Consider the following 24,066-nt stretch of genomic DNA (forward strand, 5'->3'; position numbering starts at 1 on the left):
CCGTGAGCCGGTCAGCGAGCGACATGATCGCGCCTCCACTTGTCGAACGTCGATTCCGCGATGCTCGGAGCGCCCTCGGCTTGCAGCTCCCGAAGGAGGTGCTTCGATGCCCAGCCGCGGTCTCGGAGTGCCGCATCGACGGCCTCGCGATCCTCGGGAGTGAGGCTGTCGAGCCACGTGTCCATGGCGGGCCGTTGCGGGCTCACGCGCGAGATCGGCTTTGCGAGCCTGTCGGCAAGAGCCACAGCGCCTCCCAGGGGTACGCGAAAACCCCCGCGGTGTGCGGGGGTCGGGTGTGGAGAGATGAGTGTGAGACGTCACATCACGCGGTGTTGCGCGTGAGACGTCAAGTCCGCTCGGCAGGAATCGCACCTGCACTCCCGTGGGAAGCGCCTTTTGAGGGCGCCGCGTCTACTGTTCCGCCACGAGCGGGCATGCCTCGTATGCGTCTCCGAGGCGACGAGCACGTATAGACCCGCGGCGCTCACGCGGGCATGAAAAATCCCCACCAGTCCCGAGCGGGACGATGGGGAGCTAAGGGCACAGTTCACTTGCGCACAACAAGCATACCAGATGAATTACACGCGTGTAACTCCGATTTCGTCGGCGAGTTCCTCGGCCGCGTCGGGGCCGTCCCAGGAGATGCCGCATGCTCGGCATTCGACCTTGAACGGGTCCGCGTAGCCCTTCAACGGCCAGACGCACTGCTCGCCGTCGTCGCCCTCGTAGTACTTCTCGCCACACACGGGGCACGTGGTCGTGATGTCGACGGCGCGGGGCCGGTTGAACATCGCGTCAATCTCGCGCGCCCACTTCTCGAGCTGCCCGATGTGCCATTCGTCTGCCCGGTCGTCGAGGGTGACACGGTTGGCGCACCAGGCGTCGAGGTCGGTGATCGGGTCGCGCGTGACGGGTACGCCGTCCATGCGGCACCAGTCGCCGATCTGGGACGTGATGACAGTGGCCCGGTAGAGCGCGTCGGACGACAGGAGGGATCGTTCGGACTTGAGGCCGCCCGGCCCGCCTCGATCCCCCATCGACACGTAGACGGCTTCCTGCAACTGCTTGAGGCGCGGTTCCCCGGTCGCCCATCTCGGACCGTTGTCGGTGTCGATCATGACGTGCCGCACCCGCGTGAGCGCCTCCACGGCCTCCACGAGCTCGTCAACCTGCATGCGATTCCTCCCCGTAGTCGTGGCCGGCGCGCGTGGCCCTGAGCTCATCGATCAGTGCCCGGATCACGTCGGTGTAATGCAGTGTCGGATGGTCGTACACGGCTGTGCCGTCCTCGTGCGTTTCCTTCGTCGGTTCGTATCCAGACCAGAAGTGGAGCAGTTTCGACAGCGTGAACTCGCCACCGACAACGGCTCCGTCCTCGTCGACGTGAGCGTCCAGTGCCTCGCGCAGCAGGGTCAGTGACGTGTCGTCCAGCGGGACCGTCGGCTTGCTATCGCTCATGCTTCCTCCTCGATCCCGAGCCGCTTACGCGCCTCGTCTGCCGCGGTCGCCTTGTCGATCGTGTCGAGGTCGGCGATGAGCGTGTCGGTGTCGAAGAACTCCCGCGTGTGGCCGTGCCAGTCCGTGTATGTGCGGACGTACGCGTCCCGGAACCCGTGATGGGTTGCGACCTGCACGAGGGCGTTCTCGTATCGCGCTCGCGTGTCGCTCAGCTGGTTCTCCAACGAGAGGGCCCGCCGTTCCTCATCCCAAGCTCGCTCCCTGAGCTCTCGCTTGCTGCTCACCTTTCCTCCTTCGTCTTGTTGTGGTTGCGCTCGGGGCTGATCGCGGATTCGCGGGACTCAACTCGCGGATCCGCAGCGCTCATGACGTCTCCCCCTCGGTCGAGTGGTCCCACTGGTCCGCCCTGAGCATGAGCGTGTGCCAGATCGTCGGCGGAGTGCCCTGCGTGAACGTGATGGTGACTTCGCCGGTTCCGTCGTGGTACTCGATCGCGACGTTCCCGGAGTTCTCGTAGACCTCCTTGCTCATCGCTTCTCCCTCTCGTCGGTCTCCCCGCGGGCGCACCCGTGCTGGTAGCGGCCCTCAAGAGCGGCATCGAGGCACCGGTCGCACAGGTCGAATGTGTCCCCGGTGTCCCTGCCGTCACAGCACGGGCACCCGCTCGTTGCGTCCCCTAGCATCTCGGCGGGTGTCATCTGGTTAGCCATCGTGGGCTTCCCCCTTCTTCGGTATGAGTTCACTCGTGGGGATGATCCTCGGCTCGTCGCCGTGCCCGTTCCAGTTCCGGCGCTGGCCGTCGATATAGCCCGCGCGGTACGCGGCACGGCGCTCCATCTTGCGGCTGTACCGATATCGGCCACGCAGGATCAGGTACCCCTTGTGCACCAGGGGCGCGGCCAGCCCGTAGAGGAAGAGCGCGACGGACGCGACCCCGAAGAGTGCGAAGATCACGATCCACACGTCAAGCGGAACCACGGTTCACCTCCTGCGCGGCGAGGAGAGCGGCCCGGACGACTTCCTTCGGCACCCGCCAGCCACGACCCCAGATCGCTTCCCCCGCGGCTTCCACCTCGGCGTCGCTCGGCTCCCGGTCGGCCCGCTGGCACGACGAGCACTCACGCCACTCGCCGTCGTAGTCCTCGTACCCTCCAGCGCCGACGCAGTATGCGCACCCCGCGGCTGACCCCATTCGGTCGATGGCCTCGGCCTGCTCGGAAGCCCAGATCGCCCCGTCGATGAAGGCCTGTTGCCGGTCGCTCGCGCCTGAGAAGCCCACCGCTGGGTAACTCGGCCACCGCCGTTCGGCTTCCTGTCTCGCGTCATCTCGGATGTCGTTGGTGGTCACGATCCCTGCTCCTTTCCCTGCTTCCTGATCCGGGCGGCGGCCTGCTTGGCTCCCCACCGGTTCGCAGACCCGGTGGAGCCCCCTCCGAAGTAGAGGTTCTCCGCGATCTGTGCGGCCTTCTCGCGCTCCTCGGCCGCGATCTTCTGCCCCGTGAAGGAGTCCCGAAGCGCCTCGTATGTCGGCCCTCCGATGAACGCCCCCGAGAGCAGGTCGGCGCGGGCACTCTGGTATCCCTCCCGGAGCGCCTCGGCTCGCACCTTCGCGTCGTGCTCGGCAAGCCAGCGGTCCCAATGCTCGGTCGCGTCATCCGCAGTGACCCCGACGAGGCCGTACTTCGCGTTCTCTCGCCAGTCCGCGTCGGTGTACGTGTAGTCAGTCATCGGCCTCTCCTCCCCGCGCTTCGAGCGCGTCGGTCAGGATCCTGTGGGGCACCGTCGCGATCGCGGGTAGCGCGGCTTCGAAGTCGAGCGCTTCACGGATCGCGCCCCGCAGGCGGTCGATCTCGATAGCGACGAGGTGGATGATCGACGGGCTGAGGGTCACGCGCCCGCCTTCACTTTCCGCCTTCTCCGCCAGTTCTCGTAGGCGCCTCGTGTCGATGGTCATGTTGTCCTCCCATAGGTCGGGGCCGCCCTCGATGTGAGGACGGCCCCGTTATGAATGTGGATCGGTCAGAACGGCGTCTCGTCCGTGAACGAGCCCGCGCCCCAATCGCCCTGTGCGCCCGCCTGCGGGGCGTTCGTGGGCTGGGCGGCGTAGTTGCCCGCGGGAGGCGTGTTCGGCGCTCCCTGGGCCTGCTGGCCGCTCGCGCGGGTCACGTGCGCGGTCGCGTACCGCAGCGACGGGCCGATCTCCTGCACATCCAGCTCGATCGACGTGCGCTTCTCGCCCTCCTTCGTCTCGTAGCTCCGCTGTCGGAGGTTGCCCTGCGCGATCACCCGCATGCCCTTCGTCAGCGAACCCGCAACGTTCTCCGCGAACTCACGCCAGACAGACGCTCGCAGGAACAGGGCTTCGCCGTCCTTCCACTCGCCCGACGCGCGGTCGAACGTGCGCGGGGTCGAAGCGATCGTGAAGTTCGCCACGGGGACACCGTTCTGCGTGTACCTGAGTTCCGGATCCGCGGTCAGATTGCCAACCACCGTGATCACTGTTTCGCCTGCCATTACTGCTCCTTGCCGTAGTAGATGCCGTGGCGCTTCGCGGCCTCGGCGATGATCCCGGAGGGGCGATTCTCGAATCCGTCCTCGTGCCTTGCGGACGGCGTGACGCTGACCGTGATACCCATCGCGGCGAGCTTCTTCATCTCGCGGTCAACCGCGCTTTCTCCCTTGCCCATCTACTTCCCTCTCTTCGTGAGCGCCGCGAGGTGCGACGCGGGTAGGTCGTCAATCGGATGTCCGAGTGACCGTGCGCCGATCGCCGCGAGCACGACGGCATCGGCTTGGTTGTCGTCCGCGATCGAGAACCGCGGATAGTTCGCCCGGACGGCCGCGAGCACTTCCGACTTGTCAGCACCGCCCCGCCCGGTCGCGTACTTCGCGCGCGTCTTCGGCGGCACCACCATCACCGGGTCGTCGACGAGCGGCGCGAGCCTCGCAGCGACGGCCCACCAGCCGCCCAGCATCTTCGACCGATGCGCAGACGGGGCATGCGTCACCGGGCCCTCGATCACCACAAGGTCATCCGCATGCAGGTCCGCCCACGCCTCGATCCGGTCGGCAATGTGCGTGATCCGGCGCGCGATGCCCTCCACCGTGCCGTCGTCCGGCCAGGTGCGGATCGTGCACGTGTCCACCGCGCCGTCATCGAGATTCAGCCACGCGAGACCCGTCGCAGTCAGCGACCAGTCGACACCGAGGACGCCGGCCATGATTGCTTTCCTCTCGTCCACGGGCGGCGTGACTCCCACATCCGCCCTGCCCTATGTGCCTTGGCATACTCTTCTCGGCAGGTTCGGCACCGACGCTGACCGTTCCACTGTTCGAACGGATGACCCTTGACGCAGGCTTTAGCCCCTGCGGGAGTAAGTTCCGATCGACGCAGGTTCTCTCCCGGCGTTACAGCTTCGAGATGATCAGGATTCACGCAGTGGCGAACCCGGCATAGATGGTCGATCACCTTCCCATCGGGTACTCCGCCGTGGGTTAGCCGGTAGACAAGACGGTGGGCCTCGTAAGTCTTGTCCTGATACGAGGCCCACCCATAACCGTCTCGACTGCGAGATCGCGTCCATAGCCAGCATCCGCCGTCACCGGGAGTGATGTTCCTGCGGATGTGCAGCGGTAACGATTCGGGCAAGTTCGCCGCCTGCCAGGCGTTCATCGGCTTCGGTGCTGTCATGCCTGCCCCCTCAGAACTGGCACGCCCTCGACGGTGATCGTGATGCTGTCGCCATCCAGCGACCTCAGCGCGCTCACGGAACCACCTGCAGTCGCGCCGCGAACTCGAGATGCGGACGGCTCCGTGCCCGCAGGTCAGCGGAGCAACACCCCTCCGCCACGTAGGGCGAGACCGTCGTCCGCTCGTCCCTGACGCGGGGCAACACCTGCGCCCCCGATACCTCCACCAGGCGGCTCATGCGATCCTCCCCAACGAGTGAGGGCCAGGAGAAGATCTCCTAGCCCTCTGGTTCGCGCGCTTCTCGCGTGCCGCGCGTCTGCGTTCCATCTCCGCGATGAACGCGTCCGCGTCCGCATACGCGTCCACGGCCGGTCGCGGTGACGGAGGACGCCACACGGGCGTGATCGCCTCCGCCTGCACTTTCTCCACCCACTCCTCACGAGTCATGCTGTTCCTTCCAGTTCCCAACGGCGCACCTCGCACAGGCGGCAGGTGTCACCAATCCACGCATGCGCCCGCCCCTCGCGAGCGCAATCGATCCGACGCGGCGACATCGTGGATCCCGTCAAAGCCCGTCGAGCCGTCTTGATCTGATGCAGCACATGCGCCGCCGTGATGCGCTGCTGCGACTGATCCACGTGAGCACGCACCGCCGCTTTCGCGTCCGCGTACTCATAGCGACCGAGCACGTCGAACCATCCCGCGACCTCAAGTTCGGTCGTCTCACCGCCCTGTAGCGAGTGCACGAACGTCAGCAGCATCGCCACTTCCGACTTCTGCACGGGCTTCCTCCTGTCTGTACTTCTCCACGAGCGACAGGGCGTTGTCCTGCCGCATCTGCCCGAACGTGCGCTGGGATCGCTTCGCAGCGTCGCCCTGCTTGCGCCGCATCCAGTTCCGCCACGTCGCCGGCCAGTCGAGCTTCACGCCCTTCTGCCCCGGCTGAGCGATCCAGTAGTCAACGAAGATCCGATGCTCGGCCTGCAAATCCACGTCGGGACACTCGACCCGCATCTGCGCGATGAGCTCCGCTGACGGCATCCAGTCCTCAGCGAGACGAGACCCGCGAGACTTCGACCGCTTCCCCCCTTGGGGGGTAGGGGGGTCTACTACTTCGTTAGAAGTAGTGGTCGGGTCGGGTCGGGTCGGGGTGGACGAACGATTCTCGAACTTCTCCCGAACGTTCGCGGGGTGTTCGGGCGAACTTCCCTCGAACTTCCCCCTCTTGTTCCGGCGACGTTCACGCATACGCTCCCGCGCCGCCGCCCGATCAGCCTCCACATCCGCCTTCGTCGGCTGATAGTCCGACCAGTCGTGGAACTCCCACCCCGCCGGATGCACGAGCCACAGGCCAGCATCGACGAGCTCGGCGGCCGCATCCTCCGTCCCGACCAGACGCAGCACAGGACGCGCGATCACCCCGTCGGTGAGATGCTGACACGAATACGCACCCGCCCTCACCCACAACGTCACCGCCGCATCCGACAGCATCGCCGTCTTCGGATGCGACCAGAACCCGTCATCGACCTTGAACCAAGTCACTCATCAGCCCTCCTCTCTGACAGCGCGTTCGAGCGTGATCTCGGCGAGGATGCCGCGCATCTTCTGCGCGAACCCCCGCGCGTGCGGGTATCGTTCCGGGTCGCGCGCCTGACGTAGCCCGACCTCGAGGAACCCCTCGATGACGCCCTCGGTCGCGTCGATCAGATCCTCGTGCAGCAGCAGCCGCCACCAGTCCGGGAAGTCCCGCCGGCCCTTAATCGCCTGCGACACACACTGCTCGAACTCGTCATCCGGCAGATCAACCAACATCTGAACGTTCACCGTCACCGCCCGTCCACGGTCGGCGCGAACTCACGATGCAGCATCCGCAGCTTCGTCGACTCGCGAATCTTCCCGGACACGCCCGCCCAGTCACGCCCGAGACGGATCTTCTCCTGACTCGCGAACCTCGTCACCAGCGCGACGCTCACTCCCTGCGTCTCCGCGATCCACTTCGCGGGCATCCCATCTCTCAGGGCAGCCCGCACCCATTCCTCATCCATGTCTTCTCCTAGAACGGCGTGTCCCCGACGAGCACGCGCCGGCCATCCGCCGTCAGCCACACGAGCCCCTCGACCGCTTGAAACGGCACGAGCTCGTCGTCGTACTTCCCGTACTGCGAGATCGCCCAACCCTCCGGGGGATCCGCAGAATGTGCCTTGCCGTGACAGCCCGTGTGATTCCCCCACCCGCACAGCGCGACCAGGTTCGACACGGTGTGCTTCCCGCCACGCGACCGGAACCGACGGTGATGGAGTTCGAGGGGCGCGATCCTGCCGCACCCCTCGCACTTCCCGTCCGCCCGCTCCTCGACCGCGACACGAAACCGCTTCGGGATGGCCGTCATGCGGCCACCGCCTCACGGATCGCGGGCACGCCAGGCCGGGCGAGGAGCTCGCGGAGCGCGGCGACGGCCTGCTGAGGCACGACGCCGTTCCCGCACGCTTTCAGCTGCTCCGCGCGCGACAGGCCGACTTCCGGGGACGTGACCCAGCCCTCGGGCCAGCCCATCATCCACTCGGTCAATGCGGGGTTGAGGCGCGGCTTGCCGCCCTTGCCGTCGTACCGGACAGGTGCGGGCGCGGCACGGCCCGTGACGGCCTCCCAGCGAGCGATGGCCGCCGCGTACGGACCCCAATCGGTCTCGCCCATCGCGAAGCTAGGTGAGAGCACCGGTTCGAGATCCTCCACCGCGACCGTGCGCAGGTCCGGCCCGCCATCGCCATGACGGCCCGGGCCGTTCATGTCGGTCGTCCGAGGCGTCGGGAGGAGCGTCACGGTGTGATCGTCCCCGCCTCGACTTCCTCCGCGATCTGATCCGAGAGACGCATCGTCGCTCCCGGCCGGTTCGGGTCGCGGCGTCCTCCGCTGTCCGTGTCCGGCGTGCGGAGCAGTGCGCTCCGCGGGCCAGGCGAGGATGAAGACCCGGTATCGGCCATGCGGGGCGCCGATGTCGGATGCTCGAATGCCTGTCCATTCCGCATCGAACCCGAGGTCGGCCAGGTCTCCGAGTACGGCTCCAAGTGCCCGCAGAACATGAGTTGGGTCGTCTCCCACACAGAGCGGGCAGGGTTCCACGTAGCTATTAGCGTCTGCACTGAGCAGCCCCCTCACGTTCTCGATCACGACCCAATCGGGCCGGATAGTGTCGATCGCTCGCGCGTATTCCGACCAGAGGCCGGAACGCGTGCCTTCTCCCATGCCGCGCCGTCGCCCCGCGAGGGAAACGTCCTGGCATGGGAAACCTCCCGCGAGAACCTGCACGCGAGGGGTGGTGGGCCAGTCGATGTTCGTCACGTCGCCGAGGTTGGGTACGTCGGGATGTCGATACGTGAGCACCTTCGACGGCGCGTCGTCGAACTCCGCGAACCACGCGGGCCGCGTGCCGAACACATGGTCGACGGCCATGCCGAGACCGCCGACGCCCGCGAACAGCTCCCCCGACCTCATGCGGCCCACAGCGCGCGCTCCGGCACCGCCAGCACGTCCTTGCAGTCCTTGCACAGTCGGTTCCGGCCCTTGAACTGCAGCAGCACCCCGCACCGTGTGCACGGGCGCCGATGGTTCTTGCCGCTATAGACACGAGCAGGCCGTGATGTCGCGCCGATCATGCGTCCCTCCTGTGGCACGCACACGACGGCTTCCGACAGAACCCGTCACCACCGAACTGGCGTCCCGGGTGGCACTTCACACAGAACCCGCATGCCGTAGCGACATGCGGGTTCGTGGTCGGGAGCGCACCAGGCGCGAAACTCTGCCAGGTCACGACGGGTCACCTTCCTGCACGACGAACGTCTCGGGCTCGTCCTCAACGTGCGTGATCTGCACGTCATCCACGCCCGCGACGTGCGACGCCTTGTTCTCGTCCGCCTCGATCGCACGGCCCAGGTCGGTCGACTTCGGCAGGAACTTCACGAGGGCGCGGACAGCGGTCTTCTTCGCCATCTCCTCCTCGTGCGACTGCCACGGCGTGCCCTTGTCCCAATAGGACGGACGCCGCGCGAACACCTGGCCCTTCGTGAGGTACACCCACGTCGTGCCGCCGCCCTTCATGCGGGCCGACGCGACAACTCCGATCCACGGGCGGTCTTCCTCGAAGTCGCGCGGCTGCCAGTCGTAGTACATGCCCCGGTCTGAACTCGCCCCGTACGTGAAGTCGTCTCCCTCGCGGACGAGGAACGATTCGACGTTCAGCACCATCTCCGAGCGCAGGACGAGCTTCACGTACCCCTGGTAGCCGATGATCGGCAGGCACACGTCGCGGCCCTTCTCGCGGCGCGGCGTCAGGTAGAACTCGCCCAGCCCGGAACCAATCTCGAGCTTCAACTGCGCCGCGAGCATCACGCCGCCGAGAACCGTCTTCGGGTCCGCAGACATGAGCTTCGGCTGCTTCGTAATCTCGCTCAGGACCGCACGCACGAACGCATCCGAGTTCATCGCCCCGCCCAGCTGCCGCTCAATCGCCGGAAGCTGCTGCTCAACCAGATCCTTCATCGTCGGATTCGACTTCGCCGCCACCGCGGCCTGCGACAGATCCTTCGTCACGAGGCAGCTCCCTCGCCGAACGCGTTCTCGAAGAACTCATCGAGCTGTGCCTGCGTGACGACTCGTCGCCCCGCGAGCTTGCTCGACTTGAGCGCACCGCTGTGGATCAGCCAGCGCACTGCCCCCTCCGAGCGCCGCAGCTCGGCCGCGACCTCGGGGATGAAATAGAACTTCCCGTCGGCAGTAGCGTCCCCGGGTTGCGCCGCGGGCACACCTGAGAGTGCGCGAGCAACCTCCTCGCGAATCATGGACCGCAGCGCTTCTGCCAGCACAGTGTCGATGTTTGTCATTACTTCTTCTCCTTCGTGATGCGCATGACCCGGAACGGTGCGCCCTGTCTCGTGTACTCAGCGGCGAGGTCCGGGTGGTCCTCCTTGAACCGCTTCCCGTCGAACGACGGCCGGCCCGCCTGCGTCTTATAGGTGAGGACGCGCCGCCCCTCGAACGTGAGCGTGTCCGCGTCCTCCATGTAGTTCGCGATGACCAGCTGCAACGCGTCGGCCTCCGCCTTCATCGCCTGCATGTCGGACAGCAACACCGACCGCCGATCGACGGCTTCCATCGCCATCTCGGACGCCTCGATCTCCTTGCCCGGTTCTGTCGGGAACCGCTCGGCGTTCTCCGCGAGCGTCGACGGCATCGGCGGAACCCCGGCAGACACGCGGTCGCACCAGAACTCCATCACCGCCGGGATCATGTGCTCACGGATGAACCGATCGTCGCGCGGCTCCCAGAACAGGCGGAACTCACGGCCACCGATCCACACGACCACCGCGGCGCGCTGCGTGCCCGCGACAGCCATCTCCGCCTGCACCTGCACGCGAATGTCAGTCGGGATGCCCTCGTCCCACTTGTGCCCCGTGTAGTGGTGCGCCGTCTTGAACTGCCACGTCGTGAACGGATCCGACGACACGCGGTCGAACGAGGCGTGCAGGAACGGCCACTCGATCGACCGCGCCATGAACGCCGGTTCGAGCGTCACATCGACACCGCTGTATTGCTCTACCCACTTCGCGATGATCGTCTCGGACTCGTGCCCAATGAACGCCAGCAGCGGATCGAACTCGCGATCTACCCCGTGCTTCGACTTGTACACGTCCAGCGGCGTCGCATACGGCGACAGCCCCATGACCGCCGCTACCTCCGACGCGCCGACGCTCGCGCGCCGCTCTTCCTCCCACTCGGGAGTATCCGGCGTGATATCAACTCGCGTGAACGTCACGAGACCACCGCCCGCAGCACCTCGGCGCCGTACCGCTCAGCACGCTCCACCGCGAGCTCCCGCTGTCTCCGCAGGAACCCGTTGCCCGGCTCAGCATTCGCACGACGTGTCCACTCGACCGCCGATTCCAGCAGCCGCGCATACTCGATGCGCACCTCGTCCTCAGTCACCTGACCACCCCGTAGATAAAGAGTGCGGCGATCCCCCACACGAGGAGATCGCCACTGTTGATCACGGGCGCCGCGGCTGCGACACCCACCGGCCACGCCAACACGAGCGCGACCAGTGCAGGCCACCTACGCCGCACGAAACGCAACGCAGTACGTGCACGCGCACGCCGGACACCACCAGTCGAAACCCGGCTCCAACGGGCCGCCCATCTCGCCCGTCCAGACGAGACGACCCCCGCACACCTCACAGTCGACATCCCTGTCCTCCTCAGTCAGCAAGGCCACACCACGCCAGAAAGCGCCGCCATCTCGACGGACGCGGCTCCGGCACCCACTCGAGCGCCACATGCTCAGAAGCGGCCCGCGGCATCGCATCGATACCCGCCGCAGTGAAACTGCCCTCGAAGTCATCGAACGGTTGCATTGCTCCTCCTTCGGAAACGAAAAGCGGGACCGGCCAGGGTGCTGCCCCGAATGTGATTGACCGGCCCCACGTCCCCGCGCCCGGACTCGAACCGGGCCGACGCCTTCACGCTCGCGGGGTGCCCGTTTCCTGCCGACTCGTACGCGCCCTCCTCGACAGGCATCCACAGATGGGCTTCTGGGAATTGGTGCTCGCCCCCGTATCTCAGGAGGTGCCACCGTGCCCCCGGCGCGATTCGAACGCGCACACTCCCGACAACGACGCGGGGGCGATACTGCTTACTTGCGGCCTGTTCCCGGCAGTCCGCCCGATACGGAGCGCAGATAGTCGGACACATATGGGTTATCGCGGCACTCAAGGCTCATCGCACGGATGAATGATCGAGACTCGTCCTTGCTCCCGATCACGCCTGAGCGGTCACGTTCTCGCGCTAGCTCTTCCCAGATGAACCGCACCGAGCTATCTATGCCGCCACGCCGCAAGGTTCGCCCTATGAGCTTCGCCATTCGGCCAGGTCGGAAGTTCACGCGGTTCTTCTCGAACACCGCCGCCGCAGCGATCAATAGTTTGTCTTTCACTTTGCCGTAATCCACGTACTCTCCGAATTCGTTCTGGACATACGTCCGCCCGTCCGCCGCGCTAGCCATACCGCTCGCCTCCCTGCCTGCTGTTGTCCATGTGCGCCCCGGGGAGTCGAACCCCGGCGTAGACCATCAGCGCGCCGCCAGTCATGCCCGGACTGGTCACGGTCCAGCACCCCTATCCCTCACGGGGTCATCGGTGCTGCCTGTCTTGTACTTCTCTCCACACCCGCGCTCACCACGCCTGCCAAACGGCCAATGCGAACGGGTACCCATCAGGACTCTGTGTAGTTATTCGCCTCACCCGATGGGTCTGCATACCCGCGCGCCTGTGGCTCAGGGGGCCGGATGAGGAATGGGATTTAGTTGCCGTGCACCCGAAATTGAGCGCACTCGTCCGATCGATGAGCCACAGACCCATCGAGCGGGACACGGATTCGAGGCCCCGTGCGGCCTAGACGAGCGCTACGACAGCGCGACCTCGCGGAGGCCGAGCTTCCGGCGGATGAAATCGACGCCGGACGGCTGCACCCGAGTCGTGTAGGACGTGCCGCGATCGCCGTTCGAACGCTCGTAGTCGAACGCCTTCACCGAGAAGTGCTGCATGTACTGCTGATACGGCGTGTTCCGCATCGCGCCCTTCGCGATGAACACCCCCTCTCCGCGGAGGCGGTCGAACAGCTTGTTCTGAGACAGACCCAGCATCTTCGCCACGGCACCCACGCTGTACGTCCCGTCAGCATCCATGAACGAGTCGTACGCCTCCACCTTCGGGCGGGCTTCCTCGAGCTCATGCTCAGCCTGCTCGGCTCTCCTCGCAGCCTCGGCCGCGAGCTGAAGCATCTTCGACGACGGCAGCTGCGCGAGCATCTCGACGTCAGCGCCGTACCGTCCCGTGCGGCGGATCGTCGGGAGCACGTCGTGCGCCACCCATCGCTGGAATGCCTTGATCTCTGCACGCCTACGCTCGTCGGCCATGCGGCCCGTCTGGCGCTGGATGAGTGCCTTGAACAGGCCAGCCTCCGAAACGACCGTCATCGTCTGGTCGCCGCCCGGGGTGGGCACGAGACGCCCACCCTTCTCGTCGTCGTCCAGGCTGCGGGTCATGTCCTTCGCGACCGCATAGCCGAGAATCGCGGCGACGTCAGCAGCGACGAACCACGGCTCGCCATCCACCATGACGGTGCGGACCTCGCGCCCGTCGTACCGGAACACATCGAGGGCGCTCATCGCGTCTTCCCCGGACGCTCGGTCGGCAGGCTGTCCAGCCATCTCAGCGCCTCTGCGCGCGTCACGAGCGGCTTCGTACCGAAGTAGTTCGCCACGAGATCCCCCCTCTTGATCGCCTTGTTGATCGAGTCCACCGACAGGTCAGTGGCGTCCGAAAGGCTGGGGACCGAATACGAGAGCTTGTCGAGCGTGGCTTCCATCACGCTGCCTCCTTGATGAGATCGGGTGCCGGGATACGCAGAAAGCCGCCGACACGCACCAGCTCCTCGAGCGTGAAGTCGGCACGCCCGTTGAGGCGGTCGACCATCTCGAGGTCGGTGATGTCGGCGGCTTCCGCAACGCTGTGTGCGTCGGAGCCTGCCTCGCGGATCGCGAGGCAGACTCTTCTCGCGATTGTCGCTTGCGCCAGGTTCTTGGTCATACCGACAGGCTACCTGTCGATATCGCCAGGTGTCAACCGCTGGCGCACATTTTCTTGTCGCTATCGCCAGGTTCCTGTCCGTAGACTGGCAGCATGGCCGAGAACATCAGTGACCTAAGCCGCGCAGTGTCCGACACGCTCACAGGCGAGTACGCCAAGAAGCGCATCACGCAGGATGAGATCGCGGATCGTTCCGGCATGTCCGTGTGGACGTTGCAGAAGAAGCTGCGCGGCCGATCCCCCATCTCCGCGACTGACCTCGTGGTCATTGCGCAGGCGATCGGCGTCGATCCGGCGAAGGTACTCACGGACGCCATGCACGAGGTGGGACTCGACACCGCTACTGATATGTCAGACGCTCCCGTTAGTCTCGACGCCCACCGCGCACGCCGGACTCCGGCGGACATGGACGAGCACGAGATGGAGGGTCTGCGCAGTGCAGCGAACACCGACCCAGAACACGAGGAAGACGAGCCAGACCCCGCGTAGGGGACGCAGCTACGACCCGTGGGAGCATGCTGACCAGCTCGGCATCGAGGTTGTAGTGAGACGCCTCCGCACCGCCAACGGCAGATGGTTCCCCGACTACCGGCAGATCCTCATCAGCGACCGACTCCGCCCGGGACAGCAGCGCCTCGTCCTCGCGCACGAACTCGGCCACGGCGCTCTCGGGCATCCCGACGACCGCCCCAAACACGAGAAACAGGCCGACCAGTTCGCGGCCCGGAATCTCATCGATCCGGACGAACTGGCCGACCTGTATAAGTGGTGCCCCGACGAGGGGCGGCTCATTCAAGAGCTGGGCGTGTCGCGCCGGCTACTGCGCGCGTACGTTCTTTCTCAGCCTTCGATATGAGTTCGGAGAGCATGCCCATCGCGTCCTGGAGGCGCTCCCGGTTGCGGAGGGACTTGTAGCCGCGAGTGACGAGCCGCGACGAGTGCCCGAGGATCTCCTGGATGAGGTCTTCGGGCACGCCTGCCAGATAGAGCAGGTCTGCCGCCGTGTGTCGCAGGCCGTGCAGCACGACATCACGCTGAATGCCTGTCTCGGCGAGCACGGACTTCCACGCGCGCGTGTCGGCGTCCGGGTCGAGCGGCTCGCCATCCGGGCGCGTGAACACCAGCCCGTACTTGTTCGGCTCGGCGTTCTGGATATGCCGCTCGAGGATCGTCTTGAGCGGGTCGACGAGGGGGATGATGCGCCACCCCGCGCTCGACTTCGGGCGCGTGAGATAGAGCCCGCCAGTGAGGTGTCGATACTGGAAGTCCGCCGGCACTTTGAGCGTACGATCCGGGCAGTAAGCCGCGTACTTCCGTCCGCACACGCCGCCGCACCCGTGTCGCCAGGTGAGGCGCTGCAACTGCCAGGACAAGTCGAGTTCGTCACCGACTCGATCGAGTTCGAGCCCGAGGGCCTCGCCGCGTCGGGCACCTGTCAACAGCGCGAGCGCCCACCGCGCACCGAGCGGGTCATGCGCGACATGGGACAGGACACTGAGCGCTTCATCGACCGTGAACGCCTCGAGCGTCTTCGTGCCCTTACGGGGCGCATCCATCATCTTGGCCGGGTTGCGCCCGATCCGCCCCTCGCGCATCGCGATCTCGAACGATCGCGACATGACACGATGCGCGTTCAGCGCGAACGTCGACGAGAGGTTCTTCTCCTGTGTGATGCGGTCATGGACCCTCCTGATGGTCGCGGGGGTGATCTTGTCAAGCTTCGTCTTCGGCCCGAGTCCCGGCACAATGTGGTTCGTCACCACAGACCGGTATCCCGCTAGAGTCTTCGGCCGCACTGATTGTGCGGCGATGTTGTCGAGCCAGTATGCGAACCACTGCTCGACGCTGGTTCCTGCCGTGGGAAGGTCGCCGCGCTCTTCGAGGTCGCGCTGGACCTTCTTGAGCTTGTCGACAACGACCTTCTTGTCGGCGCTGCGGATGACCTTGCGCCGTCGCTTGCCGTCATGGCTCGGCAGTTCGATGGTCGCTGTCCAGAGGCCGCGGGAGTCTTTGAAGATCGACCCTTCGCCCTTGCCCCTCATCGCTTGCCCGCACTCTCAGCGGGCTGCTGGTCTTCTGCCATGAGCACTCCACATCTCCTGATTGATGACACCGACGTGGACGTGTCTTCTCGGGGCGAACCGGTGCTGGTTCATGTCCTGCTCCTCTCGGTTGGTGGCGAACGGTGTAGCCATTGCTGTCTGACGCTGGCGTCCGCTGTCGCCTGTTACGACAGGCTAGCAGTCGATATCGACAGGAATCAAGGCCCTACAGACAGGTAGCGTTCGACTGAAAATCGAAAGGTCACCGGATCGACGCCGGTCGGAGCCACCGCACTGGTGAGGCCCTGAACTTCCACGGAGGTTCGGGGCCTCACTGCGTAGCGGCCGCAAACGGGCATCCCAGCCGAGCGATATGGTCATACGTCTCGCCGCTGCGCCCCATCAGCGAAGCATTGAGCAGCGGGACGCTCCAGGCGGGAGACTCAGCTTAGATCGACAACCACCGGAGCGTGGTCGCTGGCGCCCTTGCCCCGGCGCTCGTCTTTATCGATGTGGGCCGATTCCACCCGCTCGGCCACCGCAGGGGAGGCGAGCAGGAAATCGATGCGCATGCCCTGCCGCTTCTGGAAGCGCAGGCTCGTGTAGTCCCAGTAGGTGTAGACCCCTGGGCCGGGGGTGTGGGGGCGGACCACATCTGTGTAGCCGGCCTCCACGAGCGCGGAGAACGCCTCCCGCTCCTCGGCGGTGACATGTGTCATCTGGTTCTTCTCGAAGAACTCGATGTCCCAGACGTCGTCGTCCTCCGGCGCGATGTTCCAGTCACCGGCCAGCACAATCTGTGCCTGCGGATCCTGCTGAAGCCATTCGGCGGCGTTATCACGCAGCTGGCGCAGCCAGGCCAGCTTGTAGACCATGTGCTCGTCGTCGCGGGCCCGTCCGTTGGGCACGTACAGGCTCCACACCCGCACTCCCGCGCAGGTCGCACCGATGGCGCGGGCCTCCTGGACTGGGTCCTTGCCGTTTTTGCCGAAGGGCGGCTGATTGGTGAAGGTGCGCTCCACATCGGTGAGGCCCACCCGCGAGGCGATGGCCACCCCGTTCCACTGGTTGAGTCCGAAGTGGGCGACGTCGTACCCGTTGTGCTCAAACAGCTCCCAGGGGAAGTTGTCGTCCTTGCACTTGGTCTCCTGTATGGCCAGGACGTCGACGTTGGCCTTCTCCATCCAGGCTTCCACCCGGTCGGCCCGGGCGCGCATCGAGTTCACGTTCCAGGTGGCGATTCTCACCCCACCAACCTATCAGCCGCCCGCGCCGGGCTCTGAAGATCAGCTCCCCGCGTTGAGTGGTGAAATCACTACCGCAGATCGGCCGAAATCGCCGATGAGGTGCACTGAATCGGCCATTCGACGAGCGGAGGGCGGGAGAGGGGTCAGTCCTTCCACCAGTCGTCCAGCAGCGTCACCGGGACGGTGCGCTTGTGCCGGGAGGCCAGATAGCGCTTCTCCAGCAGGGCCGCGGCGTCGTCGGGGATCTCGCGGCCTTCCAGATAGTCGTCGATCTGCTCGTAGCTGATGCCCAGCTCGGCCTCATCCAGCTGCCCGGGATTCTCATCCAGCAGGTCCGCGGTGGGCGCCTTGGACCACAGGTGCTCCTGCGCCCCCAGGTGCTTGAGGATCTGGCGGACCTGGCGCTTGTTCAGGGTGAAGAGCGGCAGGATATCGGCCCCGCCGTCGCCGTGCTTGGTGAAGAACCCGGTGATCGATTCGGCGGCCTGGTCGGTGCCGATCACCAGTGCCTGCTGCTCGCCGGCGACCGCGTACTGGATGATCATCCGCATGCGCGCCTTCACATTGCCGCGGTGGTAGTCCAGCAGCTGGCGGCCGAAGCCCTCCTGGAAGGCCACATCAACACCGGTGACCGCCTTCTCGATGTTGAAGGTGTGGGCGTAGTCAGGCTGGATGAACTCCATGGCCTGGGTGGCATCAGCCTCGTCCTGCTGGAGCCCGTGGGGGAGCCGCAGCGCGTGGAAGGAGGCCTCGTAGCCGTCGGCGCGCAGCTTCTCCACCGCCTTCTGGCTCAGCAGCCCCGCCAGTGTGGAGTCCACTCCGCCGGAGATGCCCAGCACGAACCCTTTTGCGCCGGAGGCCCGGGCGTAGGAGGCCAGGAACTCGACTCGACGCTCCACCTCTTCGGCAGGGTCGATCTGCGGCTTGACGCCCATTTCCTCAATGATTGCTTCCTGAAGCTCGCGCATGCCGCACAGTCTAGTGAGCACGGCGTGACAGGCGGGTGAACCCTGCCTGGACGTCAGCTGGATGCCGGGTATGGTGCGGACCTCTCGGCGGAGGAAAGGGCCCTGCGTAGGATGGAGCATATGACCGCCAGCGCTTCCTTCGCCTCTGCCCTGATGCCCACTGACGACGACGCGACCCGGCTGCGGGATCTGATCGATGAGCTGGCCGTGATGCGCGGGAGAGTCACGCTCTCCTCCGGCAAGGAGGCTGACTACTACGTGGACCTGCGGCGAGTCACCCTGCACCATGAGGCGGCTCCGCTGGTGGGCCGGATCATGCTGCGGATGCTCGACGACGCCGGCATCAGCTTCGCCGCTGCCGGGGGTCTGACGATGGGCGCGGACCCGGTGGGTACAGCGCTGCTGCACGCCGCCGCGAGCCAAGGCCGCGGCATCGACTCCTTTGTGGTGCGCAAGGCTGCGAAGTCCTACGGAATGGGACGTCAGGTGGAGGGTCCGGATATCGCCGGCCGGCCCGTGGTGGTGCTGGAGGACACCTCCACCACCGGGGGCTCGGCACTGACAGCCGTGGACGCCGTGCGCGCCGCCGGCGGCGAAGTGCAGGCGGTAGCAATCATTGTGGACCGGGACACCGGAGCCAAGGAACGGATCGAGGCCGAGGCCGAGGTGCCCTGCCTCTACGCCTACTCCAAGACCGACTTCGGCCTTGACTGACCGCCCAGCCAGCCCGGCCCGGCGGCCAGCCCCTCGGCGGAGCGGCACGTGAGCCGCGGCAGCCCAGCAGGCGCGCGGCCCGCTAGAGGCAGAGGACCCGACCCTGTCGAGAGGGCTGCCAATGCGGACCGGCCCGCGCAGCAGGACCGTCCGTCGCTGCCGGTCATCCTGACCGGTCTGTGCACCACCCAGATCATCGCCTGGGGAATCCTCTACTACGCATTCCCGGTTCTCTCGGCGCGGATCTCCGCTGACACCGGCTGGTCGACCGCCTCAGTGACCGCTGCCTACTCAGCGGGTCTGGTGGTCTCTGCGCTGCTGGGCATCCCTGTGGGAAAGATGTTGGACCGCAGAGGCCCCCGGCTGGTGATGACGGCCGGATCCGTGCTGGGTGTAGCCAGCCTGGCCGGCATCGCCTTCGCCCCGAACTATCCGGTGTTCCTGGTGAGTTGGCTGGTGGCCGGGGCGGCCATGGCCGGCAATCTCTATCCGCCGGCATTTGCGGCGGTGACCCGCTGGTACGGCCCGCGCCGGGTCTTCGCGCTGACAGTGATCACCCTGATCGGCGGCCTGGCCTCCACAGTGTTCGCCCCTGTGACTGAGGCGCTGGCAGCCTTCTTCGACTGGCGCGGGGTCTATCTGGTGCTCGCTGTGGTGCTGGCGGCAACGGCGATCCCGATCCACGCCATCGTGCTGCGCCGGCGCTGGCCCCGTGAGGAGAGCGGAGACGACGACGGCGCCCCGGTCTCTGCAGATCCGGACCGGCAGTACGCGCGCGGTGTGATGCGCTCGCGGGTCTACATTCTGATGACAGTGGGACTGACCCTGGGCAGTACGGCCGGCTTCGCCGCGATGATCAATATGGTTCCGATGCTGGTAGAACGCGGCGTCTCCACTGCGCTGGCTGCCTGGATTCTGGGGCTCAGCGGATTCGGCCAAGTGGTGGGCCGGCTGTTCTACTGGGCCATGCAGCGGCGGCTCGGCGTGCTGGCCCGCCACATGTGGATCTACGGACTGTTGGCGGTCTCCACGGCCGCGCTGGCGGTGGACTCCACGCATGCCGGCTGGCTGATCTGTGTGGCGATGGTCGCCGGTGTGGGCCGCGGGATCTCCACGCTGCTGAAGGCCACCGCGGTCACCGACCGGTGGGGGCCGCGCGCCTACGGCCGACTCTCCGGGGTGTTCAACGCCCCGGTGATGTTCGGAGTGGCTCTGGCTCCGGCCCTGGGCGCCTGGCTCGCCCAGCTGCTGGGCAGCTGGGAGCTGATGTACCTGGTGCTGGCCGGAATGGGAGCGGTGGCGCTGGCGGCGCTGGCCTTCAGCGTTCCAGCGCGGCACCCATCCGCTGCACCGCCTCAGTGAGGATCGCCTCAGAGGTCGCGAAGTTCAGCCGTGCTCGGCGCTGCCCGCCTTCGCCGAAGGGGTGCCCCGCAGTGAGGGCGACCTGCGCCTTCTCCAGCAGAAGTCTGGCCGGACCGTGGATCGGGGTTTCGACGCCGGGTGTGGGTGCGTCGTCGTCGAACCCATAGGCGCTGAAGTCTAGCCACGCCAGATACGTGGCCTCCGGGGCGGTGAAGCCCACCTGCGGCAGATGCTCCTCCAGCAGCTGACCCAGCAGCCGGCGGTTGGACTCCAGTCCGGCCAGCAGCGCATCCAGCCAGGCGTCCCCCTCAGCAAGGGCCGCGGTGTGGGTGAGCACACCCACGTGGCTGGGGCCGTGAGCGACCTCAGGGGGCAGCTGGTCCAGCTCGTCTGCGGCGTCCTCACCAGCGACGAGCAGCCCTGCTTTCAGCCCGGCCAGATTGAAGGCCTTGGAGGCTGACACCACCGAGTATCCGCGCGGATCCACTGACACGTAGGGGGTGAACTCTGCGCCGGCGTGGACCAGGGGAGCGTGGATCTCATCGGCGACCACCCGGATGCCGTACTGCTTGGCCAGCTCGGCCAGCTGCTCCAGCTCGGCCCGGGTGTGCACCGTTCCGGTGGGGTTGTGCGGATTGGCCAGCAGATAGGTGGCCTGCCCGCCGATAGTGCGCAGATTGAACGACTCCTCCAGCATCTCGAAGTCCAGCCGGCCGTCCGCGCCGAGCGGGGCCTCCACCACTCGCCGGCCTGCGCTGACCGGATACATGTAGAACGGCGGGTAGACCGGGGAGCTGACGATCACGGTGTCGGTCAGCTCGCCCACGATCTTGATGGCCTCCACCACTCCGCGCATGACGTCGGGCACCGCCCGGATCTGGGAGAGCTGCGGCTGCCAGCCCCAGCGGCGGCCGGCGAAAGAGGCGAACGCTTCGGCATAGGCCTGCGGCTGCGGATAGCCGGTGTCTCCGAGCTCCACCACCCGGCGCAGCGCCTGAGCCACTGGCTCGGCAAGCGGCACGTCCATCTCCGCCACCCACAGCGGCAGCACATCGGGACCGAACGCCTGCCATTTGGCGGAGGTCCGTTCGCGCAGCTGGTCGATACTCAGAACTTCCAGAGGATTCTGCTGTTCACCCATACACCGAGAATACCGACCTGCCTGCAGTACGCTCAGCCTCATGACGCACAACCAGCCCGAGCCCGCAGGCGCTGACCGGCCGTTTCCCGAGGACCGTGAGGTCGGCGTGGGCCCGTGGGAGGGCCCCTGGCCGGAGGGCGAGCACTGGGATGAGCAGCTGCTGCGGCACGGGGACCGGCGCAATGTGGTCGATGAGTACCGCTACTGGTCGCATGAAGCGATCGTGACGGACCTCGACGCCCGGCGGCATGACTTCCACATCGCCATCGAGAACTGGCAGCACGATTTCAACATCGGCACAGTGGTGCGCACCGCCAACGCTTTCCTGGCGCGAGAGGTTCACATCATCGGCAAGCGCCGCTGGAACCGGCGTGGAGCGATGGTCACCGACAAGTATCAGCACGTCCGCCATCACCCCACAGTGGAAGACTTTGCGGCCTGGGCGGCCGAAGAGGACCTGCCTGTGCTGGGGGTGGACCTTTTCCCCGACTCTCTCCCGCTGGAGACCTACCAGCTGCCGCGGCGGTGCGTGCTGGTCTTCGGCCAGGAGGGGCCGGGCCTGAGTGAGCAGATTCGGGCCTGCGCGCAAGACACGCTCTCCATTGCACAGTTCGGATCCACCCGGTCGATCAACGCCGGAGTGGCCGCCGGCATCGCCATGCACGCCTGGATCCGGCAGCACGTCGACCTGGGCGGATAGCCGGACGCCCGGTGCGGCCGTTTCGCCTGGCCCACCCCGGGCCGGCTGCGCCGTTCGGCCAGGGTCAGTCGTGGTCGGCGTCGGGATCCCACCGGTAGCGGCGCAGGTCCACCCGAGACCCGTGGGCTACCACGCCCTCGGCGCGCAGCAGGGCCAGCTGCTCGGTGCGCAGATGCTCGGCCGGGACACCTGTGGCCCGCAGGATCCGGTGCCAGGGCAGGTCCCCGCCGTCCTCGCGCAGCACCCACCCGATCTGCCGCGGGTTCGGCACGCCGGCCAGTGCAGCGATATCCCCATAGGTGGCGACTCGGCCCGGCGGCACGGCCGCGATGATCTCGCGCACTCGGTGATGCATCTGCTCCTCCACCGCGGTGCCTCCTTCAGCTCTCTGCGGCCTGCCAGTGCGGCTCGCCCGGCGCGCCGGCTTGCCCGGCGCCCTAGTCTGCCCTGCATTCAGTTCCGCTGCCGGACGGTGACCTCAGCCCTCGGCTTCCCGGACTGCGCATGCTCCAGGATCAGCCGCGCGGCCGGCTGCCCGGTGCTGATCACCGCTTCATGCCCCGTACCGGGAATCGCGCGCAGATACGCGGCGGGGATCAGGTCCGCGACCTTCTCCATCCAGGCGGGCGGACAGACCCGGTCCTTGTCCCCGTAGAGCACCATGACTTCGGCCTCAATCTGCGGCAGCGTCTCCTCCAGGCGGTGGGCCAGCATCTGCCGCATCTTGCGCAGAAACCACCGGGGGCCGGCTTTGGCGTAGGAGTAGGCGCCCAGCGCCAGCACCTTGGGACTCTCCCCGGCCAGGTCCTGCAGCATGCGCACAGCCTGGCGCGGCATAGACCGTTCGGCCGGATTCACCGAGGGGGCGACCAGCACAGCACGCGAGCACAGCTGCCGGTGGCGGGCCAGAGCCTCGGCCACCACCTGCCCGCCCATGGAGTGACCCACCAGCACCGGGTCCTCCAACCCCAGACCGCGCACAAACTCAGCGAGCAGATCCCCGGTGGCCGGCATGCTCAGCGGGGCGTCCAACTCCGGAGAGTCCCCGAAGCCGGGCAGGTCCAGAGCGTAGACGGTGGCGCTGCGGCTCAGCTCCTCGGTCAGCTCGGCGTAGACCACCCGTCCCATCCCAATACCGTGGACGAGCACGACGACGGGCTGGGCTGCGCTGCCCACGCGGTGATAGACCAGCGTGTGCTCGCCGGAACGGAATGTCTGGGCCCCCTGATCTGCCATGGGAAATACCTTATCGCCCGTTCAGTGGTGAGGCCCCTGATCGGCTGCTCAGTGGCGGCGCCCGATTGGCCATGCAATGGTGGGGCGCCTGATCGGTCGCTCAGCGGTGAGGCGCCCGACCGGCAGCTCAGGGGTGCGCCGTCTGTGCCGGCGAAAGCGCTGCGGCGGCGGCCGGGGGCTGCGCGGCTCCCACGCGGGCGGGGGACTGCGCGGCCGCGGAGGTGACCCGGCGGATCTGCGAAGCGATCGCATCCGAGGGCTCCAGCACGGGCACCCCCGGGCCCAGCGCGGCTTCGATGCGCGGCTTCAGCCAGTGATAGTGGGTGCAGGCGAGCACGACGACGTCAACCCGGTGCCGCTGCACCAGGTCCTGCAGCTCGGTGAGCGGAACGGACTCGGCGCGGCCGTGCTGAATCATCTCCGCCCACGCGGAGCAGTCCGGCTCCACCACTGTGACGCCCTCCGCCCACGTCTCCTTCAGCCTCTGGTAGCGCCGGCTGCCCAGCGTGGCCGGGGTGGCGCACACTGCCACAGCCCCAGTGGCGGAGGAGCTGCAGGCGGGTTTGACCATCGGCTCCAGGCCGACGAACGGGACATGCGGGTAGTCGGCGCGCAACTTGTCGATCGCCGCGGCAGTGGCGGTGTTGCAGGCCAGAACGATCACATCGCAGTTCTCCCTCAGCAGCGGCTGAATCGCCGCGTCGGTGAGCCGGTGCACCTCGGCGGCGCTGCGGCTGCCGTAGGGGACGTGGTTCGGATCATCAGCGGTGATCACCGTGGCCTGCGGCAGCAGCTGGCGCAGGCGCTCGGCTACGGCCTGGCCTCCCGCGCCGGAGTCGAAAACCCCGATCTTCATGGACGGTACGGTATCC

General features: G+C 66.7%; 39 protein-coding genes and 1 tRNA gene. 5 read left to right on the forward strand and 35 right to left on the reverse strand.

What is annotated here, in order from left to right:
• Window positions 1-11 precede the first annotated feature (11 nt).
• From Q1K09_RS09590 to Q1K09_RS09720, 28 genes are all read right to left on the reverse strand, one after another.
• Complete coding sequence (locus Q1K09_RS09590) at window positions 12-245, reverse strand: hypothetical protein (protein ID WP_300345154.1); 234 nt, start codon at window positions 243-245, stop codon at window positions 12-14.
• 106 nt (window positions 246-351) lie between these two features.
• A tRNA-Leu gene (locus Q1K09_RS09595) sits at window positions 352-432 on the reverse strand.
• 146 nt (window positions 433-578) lie between these two features.
• Window positions 579-1,175 carry a hypothetical protein gene (locus Q1K09_RS09600; RefSeq protein WP_300345156.1) on the reverse strand — a complete coding sequence of 199 codons (597 nt, stop codon included), beginning with the start codon at window positions 1,173-1,175 and terminating at the stop codon, window positions 579-581.
• Window positions 1,165-1,458 (reverse strand): hypothetical protein, encoded by a 294-nt coding sequence (locus Q1K09_RS09605; protein WP_300345158.1) that lies wholly within the window; start codon window positions 1,456-1,458, stop codon window positions 1,165-1,167. Before Q1K09_RS09605 ends, Q1K09_RS09600 begins: the two co-directional genes overlap by 11 nt.
• Window positions 1,455-1,742, reverse strand: a complete 288-nt coding sequence (locus Q1K09_RS09610) for a hypothetical protein (RefSeq protein ID WP_300345160.1) — start codon at window positions 1,740-1,742, stop codon at window positions 1,455-1,457. Before Q1K09_RS09610 ends, Q1K09_RS09605 begins: the two co-directional genes overlap by 4 nt.
• 79 nt (window positions 1,743-1,821) lie before the next feature.
• Window positions 1,822-1,989: a hypothetical protein gene (locus Q1K09_RS09615; RefSeq protein ID WP_300345162.1), complete on the reverse strand. Its 168-nt coding sequence runs from the start codon at window positions 1,987-1,989 to the stop codon at window positions 1,822-1,824.
• A gap of 171 nt (window positions 1,990-2,160) precedes the next feature.
• A complete protein-coding gene (locus Q1K09_RS09620; protein ID WP_300345164.1) occupies window positions 2,161-2,436 on the reverse strand; it encodes a hypothetical protein in 276 nt (91 codons plus the stop codon).
• Complete coding sequence (locus Q1K09_RS09625) at window positions 2,423-2,806, reverse strand: hypothetical protein (RefSeq protein WP_300345166.1); 384 nt, start codon at window positions 2,804-2,806, stop codon at window positions 2,423-2,425. Before Q1K09_RS09625 ends, Q1K09_RS09620 begins: the two co-directional genes overlap by 14 nt.
• Window positions 2,803-3,186: a hypothetical protein gene (locus Q1K09_RS09630; protein WP_300345168.1), complete on the reverse strand. Its 384-nt coding sequence runs from the start codon at window positions 3,184-3,186 to the stop codon at window positions 2,803-2,805. Before Q1K09_RS09630 ends, Q1K09_RS09625 begins: the two co-directional genes overlap by 4 nt.
• Window positions 3,179-3,412, reverse strand: coding sequence for a hypothetical protein (locus Q1K09_RS09635; RefSeq protein ID WP_300345170.1), 234 nt, complete (start codon window positions 3,410-3,412; stop codon window positions 3,179-3,181). The genes Q1K09_RS09630 and Q1K09_RS09635 overlap by 8 nt, the downstream gene beginning before the upstream one ends.
• A gap of 65 nt (window positions 3,413-3,477) precedes the next feature.
• Complete coding sequence (locus tag Q1K09_RS09640; RefSeq protein ID WP_300345172.1) at window positions 3,478-3,972, reverse strand: single-stranded DNA-binding protein; 495 nt, start codon at window positions 3,970-3,972, stop codon at window positions 3,478-3,480.
• Window positions 3,972-4,145: a hypothetical protein gene (locus Q1K09_RS09645; protein ID WP_300345174.1), complete on the reverse strand. Its 174-nt coding sequence runs from the start codon at window positions 4,143-4,145 to the stop codon at window positions 3,972-3,974. The genes Q1K09_RS09640 and Q1K09_RS09645 overlap by 1 nt, the downstream gene beginning before the upstream one ends.
• Window positions 4,146-4,679, reverse strand: a complete 534-nt coding sequence (locus Q1K09_RS09650) for a hypothetical protein (RefSeq protein ID WP_300345176.1) — start codon at window positions 4,677-4,679, stop codon at window positions 4,146-4,148.
• Window positions 4,646-5,149: an HNH endonuclease signature motif containing protein gene (locus Q1K09_RS13085; RefSeq protein WP_366909289.1), complete on the reverse strand. Its 504-nt coding sequence runs from the start codon at window positions 5,147-5,149 to the stop codon at window positions 4,646-4,648. The genes Q1K09_RS09650 and Q1K09_RS13085 overlap by 34 nt, the downstream gene beginning before the upstream one ends.
• A 443-nt stretch (window positions 5,150-5,592) precedes the next feature.
• Window positions 5,593-5,931 carry a hypothetical protein gene (locus Q1K09_RS09655; RefSeq protein WP_300345178.1) on the reverse strand — a complete coding sequence of 113 codons (339 nt, stop codon included), beginning with the start codon at window positions 5,929-5,931 and terminating at the stop codon, window positions 5,593-5,595.
• Window positions 5,873-6,691 (reverse strand): hypothetical protein, encoded by an 819-nt coding sequence (locus Q1K09_RS09660; RefSeq protein WP_300345180.1) that lies wholly within the window; start codon window positions 6,689-6,691, stop codon window positions 5,873-5,875. The genes Q1K09_RS09655 and Q1K09_RS09660 overlap by 59 nt, the downstream gene beginning before the upstream one ends.
• Window positions 6,692-6,694: 3 nt before the next feature.
• Window positions 6,695-6,979: a hypothetical protein gene (locus Q1K09_RS09665; RefSeq protein WP_300345182.1), complete on the reverse strand. Its 285-nt coding sequence runs from the start codon at window positions 6,977-6,979 to the stop codon at window positions 6,695-6,697.
• Complete coding sequence (locus Q1K09_RS09670) at window positions 6,976-7,194, reverse strand: hypothetical protein (protein WP_300345184.1); 219 nt, start codon at window positions 7,192-7,194, stop codon at window positions 6,976-6,978. Before Q1K09_RS09670 ends, Q1K09_RS09665 begins: the two co-directional genes overlap by 4 nt.
• A gap of 8 nt (window positions 7,195-7,202) precedes the next feature.
• On the reverse strand, window positions 7,203-7,538 hold the full coding sequence (locus tag Q1K09_RS09675; protein WP_300345186.1) for an HNH endonuclease signature motif containing protein: 336 nt from the start codon (window positions 7,536-7,538) through the stop codon (window positions 7,203-7,205).
• The gene (locus Q1K09_RS09680; protein ID WP_300345249.1) at window positions 7,535-8,641 is read right to left on the reverse strand and encodes a DNA cytosine methyltransferase; all 1,107 of its coding nucleotides are present in this window, start codon (window positions 8,639-8,641) and stop codon (window positions 7,535-7,537) included. Before Q1K09_RS09680 ends, Q1K09_RS09675 begins: the two co-directional genes overlap by 4 nt.
• Window positions 8,642-8,953: 312 nt before the next feature.
• Complete coding sequence (locus tag Q1K09_RS09685) at window positions 8,954-9,736, reverse strand: recombinase RecT (protein WP_300345188.1); 783 nt, start codon at window positions 9,734-9,736, stop codon at window positions 8,954-8,956.
• On the reverse strand, window positions 9,733-10,026 hold the full coding sequence (locus Q1K09_RS09690; protein WP_300345190.1) for a helix-turn-helix domain-containing protein: 294 nt from the start codon (window positions 10,024-10,026) through the stop codon (window positions 9,733-9,735). Before Q1K09_RS09690 ends, Q1K09_RS09685 begins: the two co-directional genes overlap by 4 nt.
• Window positions 10,026-10,958 (reverse strand): lambda-exonuclease family protein, encoded by a 933-nt coding sequence (locus Q1K09_RS09695; protein ID WP_300345192.1) that lies wholly within the window; start codon window positions 10,956-10,958, stop codon window positions 10,026-10,028. The genes Q1K09_RS09690 and Q1K09_RS09695 overlap by 1 nt, the downstream gene beginning before the upstream one ends.
• The gene (locus tag Q1K09_RS09700) at window positions 10,955-11,128 is read right to left on the reverse strand and encodes a hypothetical protein (protein WP_300345194.1); all 174 of its coding nucleotides are present in this window, start codon (window positions 11,126-11,128) and stop codon (window positions 10,955-10,957) included. Before Q1K09_RS09700 ends, Q1K09_RS09695 begins: the two co-directional genes overlap by 4 nt.
• Window positions 11,129-11,830: 702 nt before the next feature.
• Window positions 11,831-12,199, reverse strand: coding sequence for a hypothetical protein (locus Q1K09_RS09705; protein ID WP_300345196.1), 369 nt, complete (start codon window positions 12,197-12,199; stop codon window positions 11,831-11,833).
• A 399-nt stretch (window positions 12,200-12,598) separates the two neighbouring features.
• Window positions 12,599-13,363: a phage antirepressor KilAC domain-containing protein gene (locus Q1K09_RS09710; protein ID WP_300345198.1), complete on the reverse strand. Its 765-nt coding sequence runs from the start codon at window positions 13,361-13,363 to the stop codon at window positions 12,599-12,601.
• Window positions 13,360-13,563 carry a hypothetical protein gene (locus tag Q1K09_RS09715; RefSeq protein WP_300345199.1) on the reverse strand — a complete coding sequence of 68 codons (204 nt, stop codon included), beginning with the start codon at window positions 13,561-13,563 and terminating at the stop codon, window positions 13,360-13,362. Before Q1K09_RS09715 ends, Q1K09_RS09710 begins: the two co-directional genes overlap by 4 nt.
• A complete protein-coding gene (locus tag Q1K09_RS09720; protein WP_300345201.1) occupies window positions 13,563-13,784 on the reverse strand; it encodes a hypothetical protein in 222 nt (73 codons plus the stop codon). Before Q1K09_RS09720 ends, Q1K09_RS09715 begins: the two co-directional genes overlap by 1 nt.
• A gap of 93 nt (window positions 13,785-13,877) precedes the next feature.
• Between Q1K09_RS09720 and Q1K09_RS09725 the strand changes: the two genes are divergently transcribed.
• The gene (locus Q1K09_RS09725; RefSeq protein WP_300345202.1) at window positions 13,878-14,273 is read left to right on the forward strand and encodes a helix-turn-helix transcriptional regulator; all 396 of its coding nucleotides are present in this window, start codon (window positions 13,878-13,880) and stop codon (window positions 14,271-14,273) included.
• Window positions 14,221-14,640: an ImmA/IrrE family metallo-endopeptidase gene (locus tag Q1K09_RS09730; RefSeq protein ID WP_300345204.1), complete on the forward strand. Its 420-nt coding sequence runs from the start codon at window positions 14,221-14,223 to the stop codon at window positions 14,638-14,640. The genes Q1K09_RS09725 and Q1K09_RS09730 overlap by 53 nt, the downstream gene beginning before the upstream one ends.
• On the opposite strand, the gene Q1K09_RS09735 is transcribed toward Q1K09_RS09730, so the two are convergent.
• The 3 genes from Q1K09_RS09735 to nadE all read right to left on the reverse strand — a co-directional run bounded on the left by Q1K09_RS09735 (window position 14,573) and on the right by nadE (window position 18,041).
• Window positions 14,573-15,826, reverse strand: coding sequence for a site-specific integrase (locus Q1K09_RS09735; RefSeq protein WP_300345206.1), 1,254 nt, complete (start codon window positions 15,824-15,826; stop codon window positions 14,573-14,575). The two genes, Q1K09_RS09730 and Q1K09_RS09735, sit on opposite strands and share 68 nt — an antisense overlap.
• Before the next feature lie 443 nt (window positions 15,827-16,269).
• On the reverse strand, window positions 16,270-17,073 hold the full coding sequence (locus Q1K09_RS09740) for an exodeoxyribonuclease III (RefSeq protein ID WP_300345207.1): 804 nt from the start codon (window positions 17,071-17,073) through the stop codon (window positions 16,270-16,272).
• Between the two features lie 143 nt (window positions 17,074-17,216).
• On the reverse strand, window positions 17,217-18,041 hold the full coding sequence (gene nadE, locus Q1K09_RS09745; protein ID WP_300345208.1) for an ammonia-dependent NAD(+) synthetase: 825 nt from the start codon (window positions 18,039-18,041) through the stop codon (window positions 17,217-17,219).
• 153 nt (window positions 18,042-18,194) lie between these two features.
• On the opposite strand from nadE, the gene pyrE reads away from it, so the two are divergent.
• Both pyrE and Q1K09_RS09755 read left to right on the forward strand, forming a co-directional pair.
• On the forward strand, window positions 18,195-18,755 hold the full coding sequence (gene pyrE, locus Q1K09_RS09750) for an orotate phosphoribosyltransferase (protein WP_300345250.1): 561 nt from the start codon (window positions 18,195-18,197) through the stop codon (window positions 18,753-18,755).
• Between the two features lie 48 nt (window positions 18,756-18,803).
• The gene (locus tag Q1K09_RS09755; protein ID WP_300345210.1) at window positions 18,804-20,117 is read left to right on the forward strand and encodes an MFS transporter; all 1,314 of its coding nucleotides are present in this window, start codon (window positions 18,804-18,806) and stop codon (window positions 20,115-20,117) included.
• Here the strand turns inward: Q1K09_RS09755 and Q1K09_RS09760 are convergent.
• On the reverse strand, window positions 20,074-21,258 hold the full coding sequence (locus Q1K09_RS09760; RefSeq protein ID WP_300345212.1) for an aminotransferase class I/II-fold pyridoxal phosphate-dependent enzyme: 1,185 nt from the start codon (window positions 21,256-21,258) through the stop codon (window positions 20,074-20,076). The genes Q1K09_RS09755 and Q1K09_RS09760 overlap by 44 nt on opposite strands.
• 40 nt (window positions 21,259-21,298) lie before the next feature.
• Here Q1K09_RS09760 and Q1K09_RS09765 point away from each other — a divergent pair, with 40 nt between their 5' ends.
• The gene (locus tag Q1K09_RS09765; RefSeq protein WP_300345213.1) at window positions 21,299-21,958 is read left to right on the forward strand and encodes an RNA methyltransferase; all 660 of its coding nucleotides are present in this window, start codon (window positions 21,299-21,301) and stop codon (window positions 21,956-21,958) included.
• Between the two features lie 64 nt (window positions 21,959-22,022).
• Here the strand turns inward: Q1K09_RS09765 and Q1K09_RS09770 are convergent, their stop codons facing one another.
• The 3 genes from Q1K09_RS09770 to Q1K09_RS09780 form a co-directional block, all read right to left on the reverse strand.
• The gene (locus Q1K09_RS09770) at window positions 22,023-22,325 is read right to left on the reverse strand and encodes an MGMT family protein (protein ID WP_300345215.1); all 303 of its coding nucleotides are present in this window, start codon (window positions 22,323-22,325) and stop codon (window positions 22,023-22,025) included.
• 86 nt (window positions 22,326-22,411) lie between these two features.
• Window positions 22,412-23,194 carry an alpha/beta hydrolase gene (locus tag Q1K09_RS09775; RefSeq protein ID WP_300345217.1) on the reverse strand — a complete coding sequence of 261 codons (783 nt, stop codon included), beginning with the start codon at window positions 23,192-23,194 and terminating at the stop codon, window positions 22,412-22,414.
• Window positions 23,195-23,321: 127 nt separating this feature from the next.
• On the reverse strand, window positions 23,322-24,050 hold the full coding sequence (locus tag Q1K09_RS09780; RefSeq protein ID WP_300345219.1) for an aspartate/glutamate racemase family protein: 729 nt from the start codon (window positions 24,048-24,050) through the stop codon (window positions 23,322-23,324).
• Between the last annotated feature and the right edge of the window lie 16 nt (window positions 24,051-24,066).

The sequence above is a fragment of the Nesterenkonia sp. genome, assembly GCF_029265375.1.
GTDB lineage: Bacteria > Actinomycetota > Actinomycetes > Actinomycetales > Micrococcaceae > Nesterenkonia.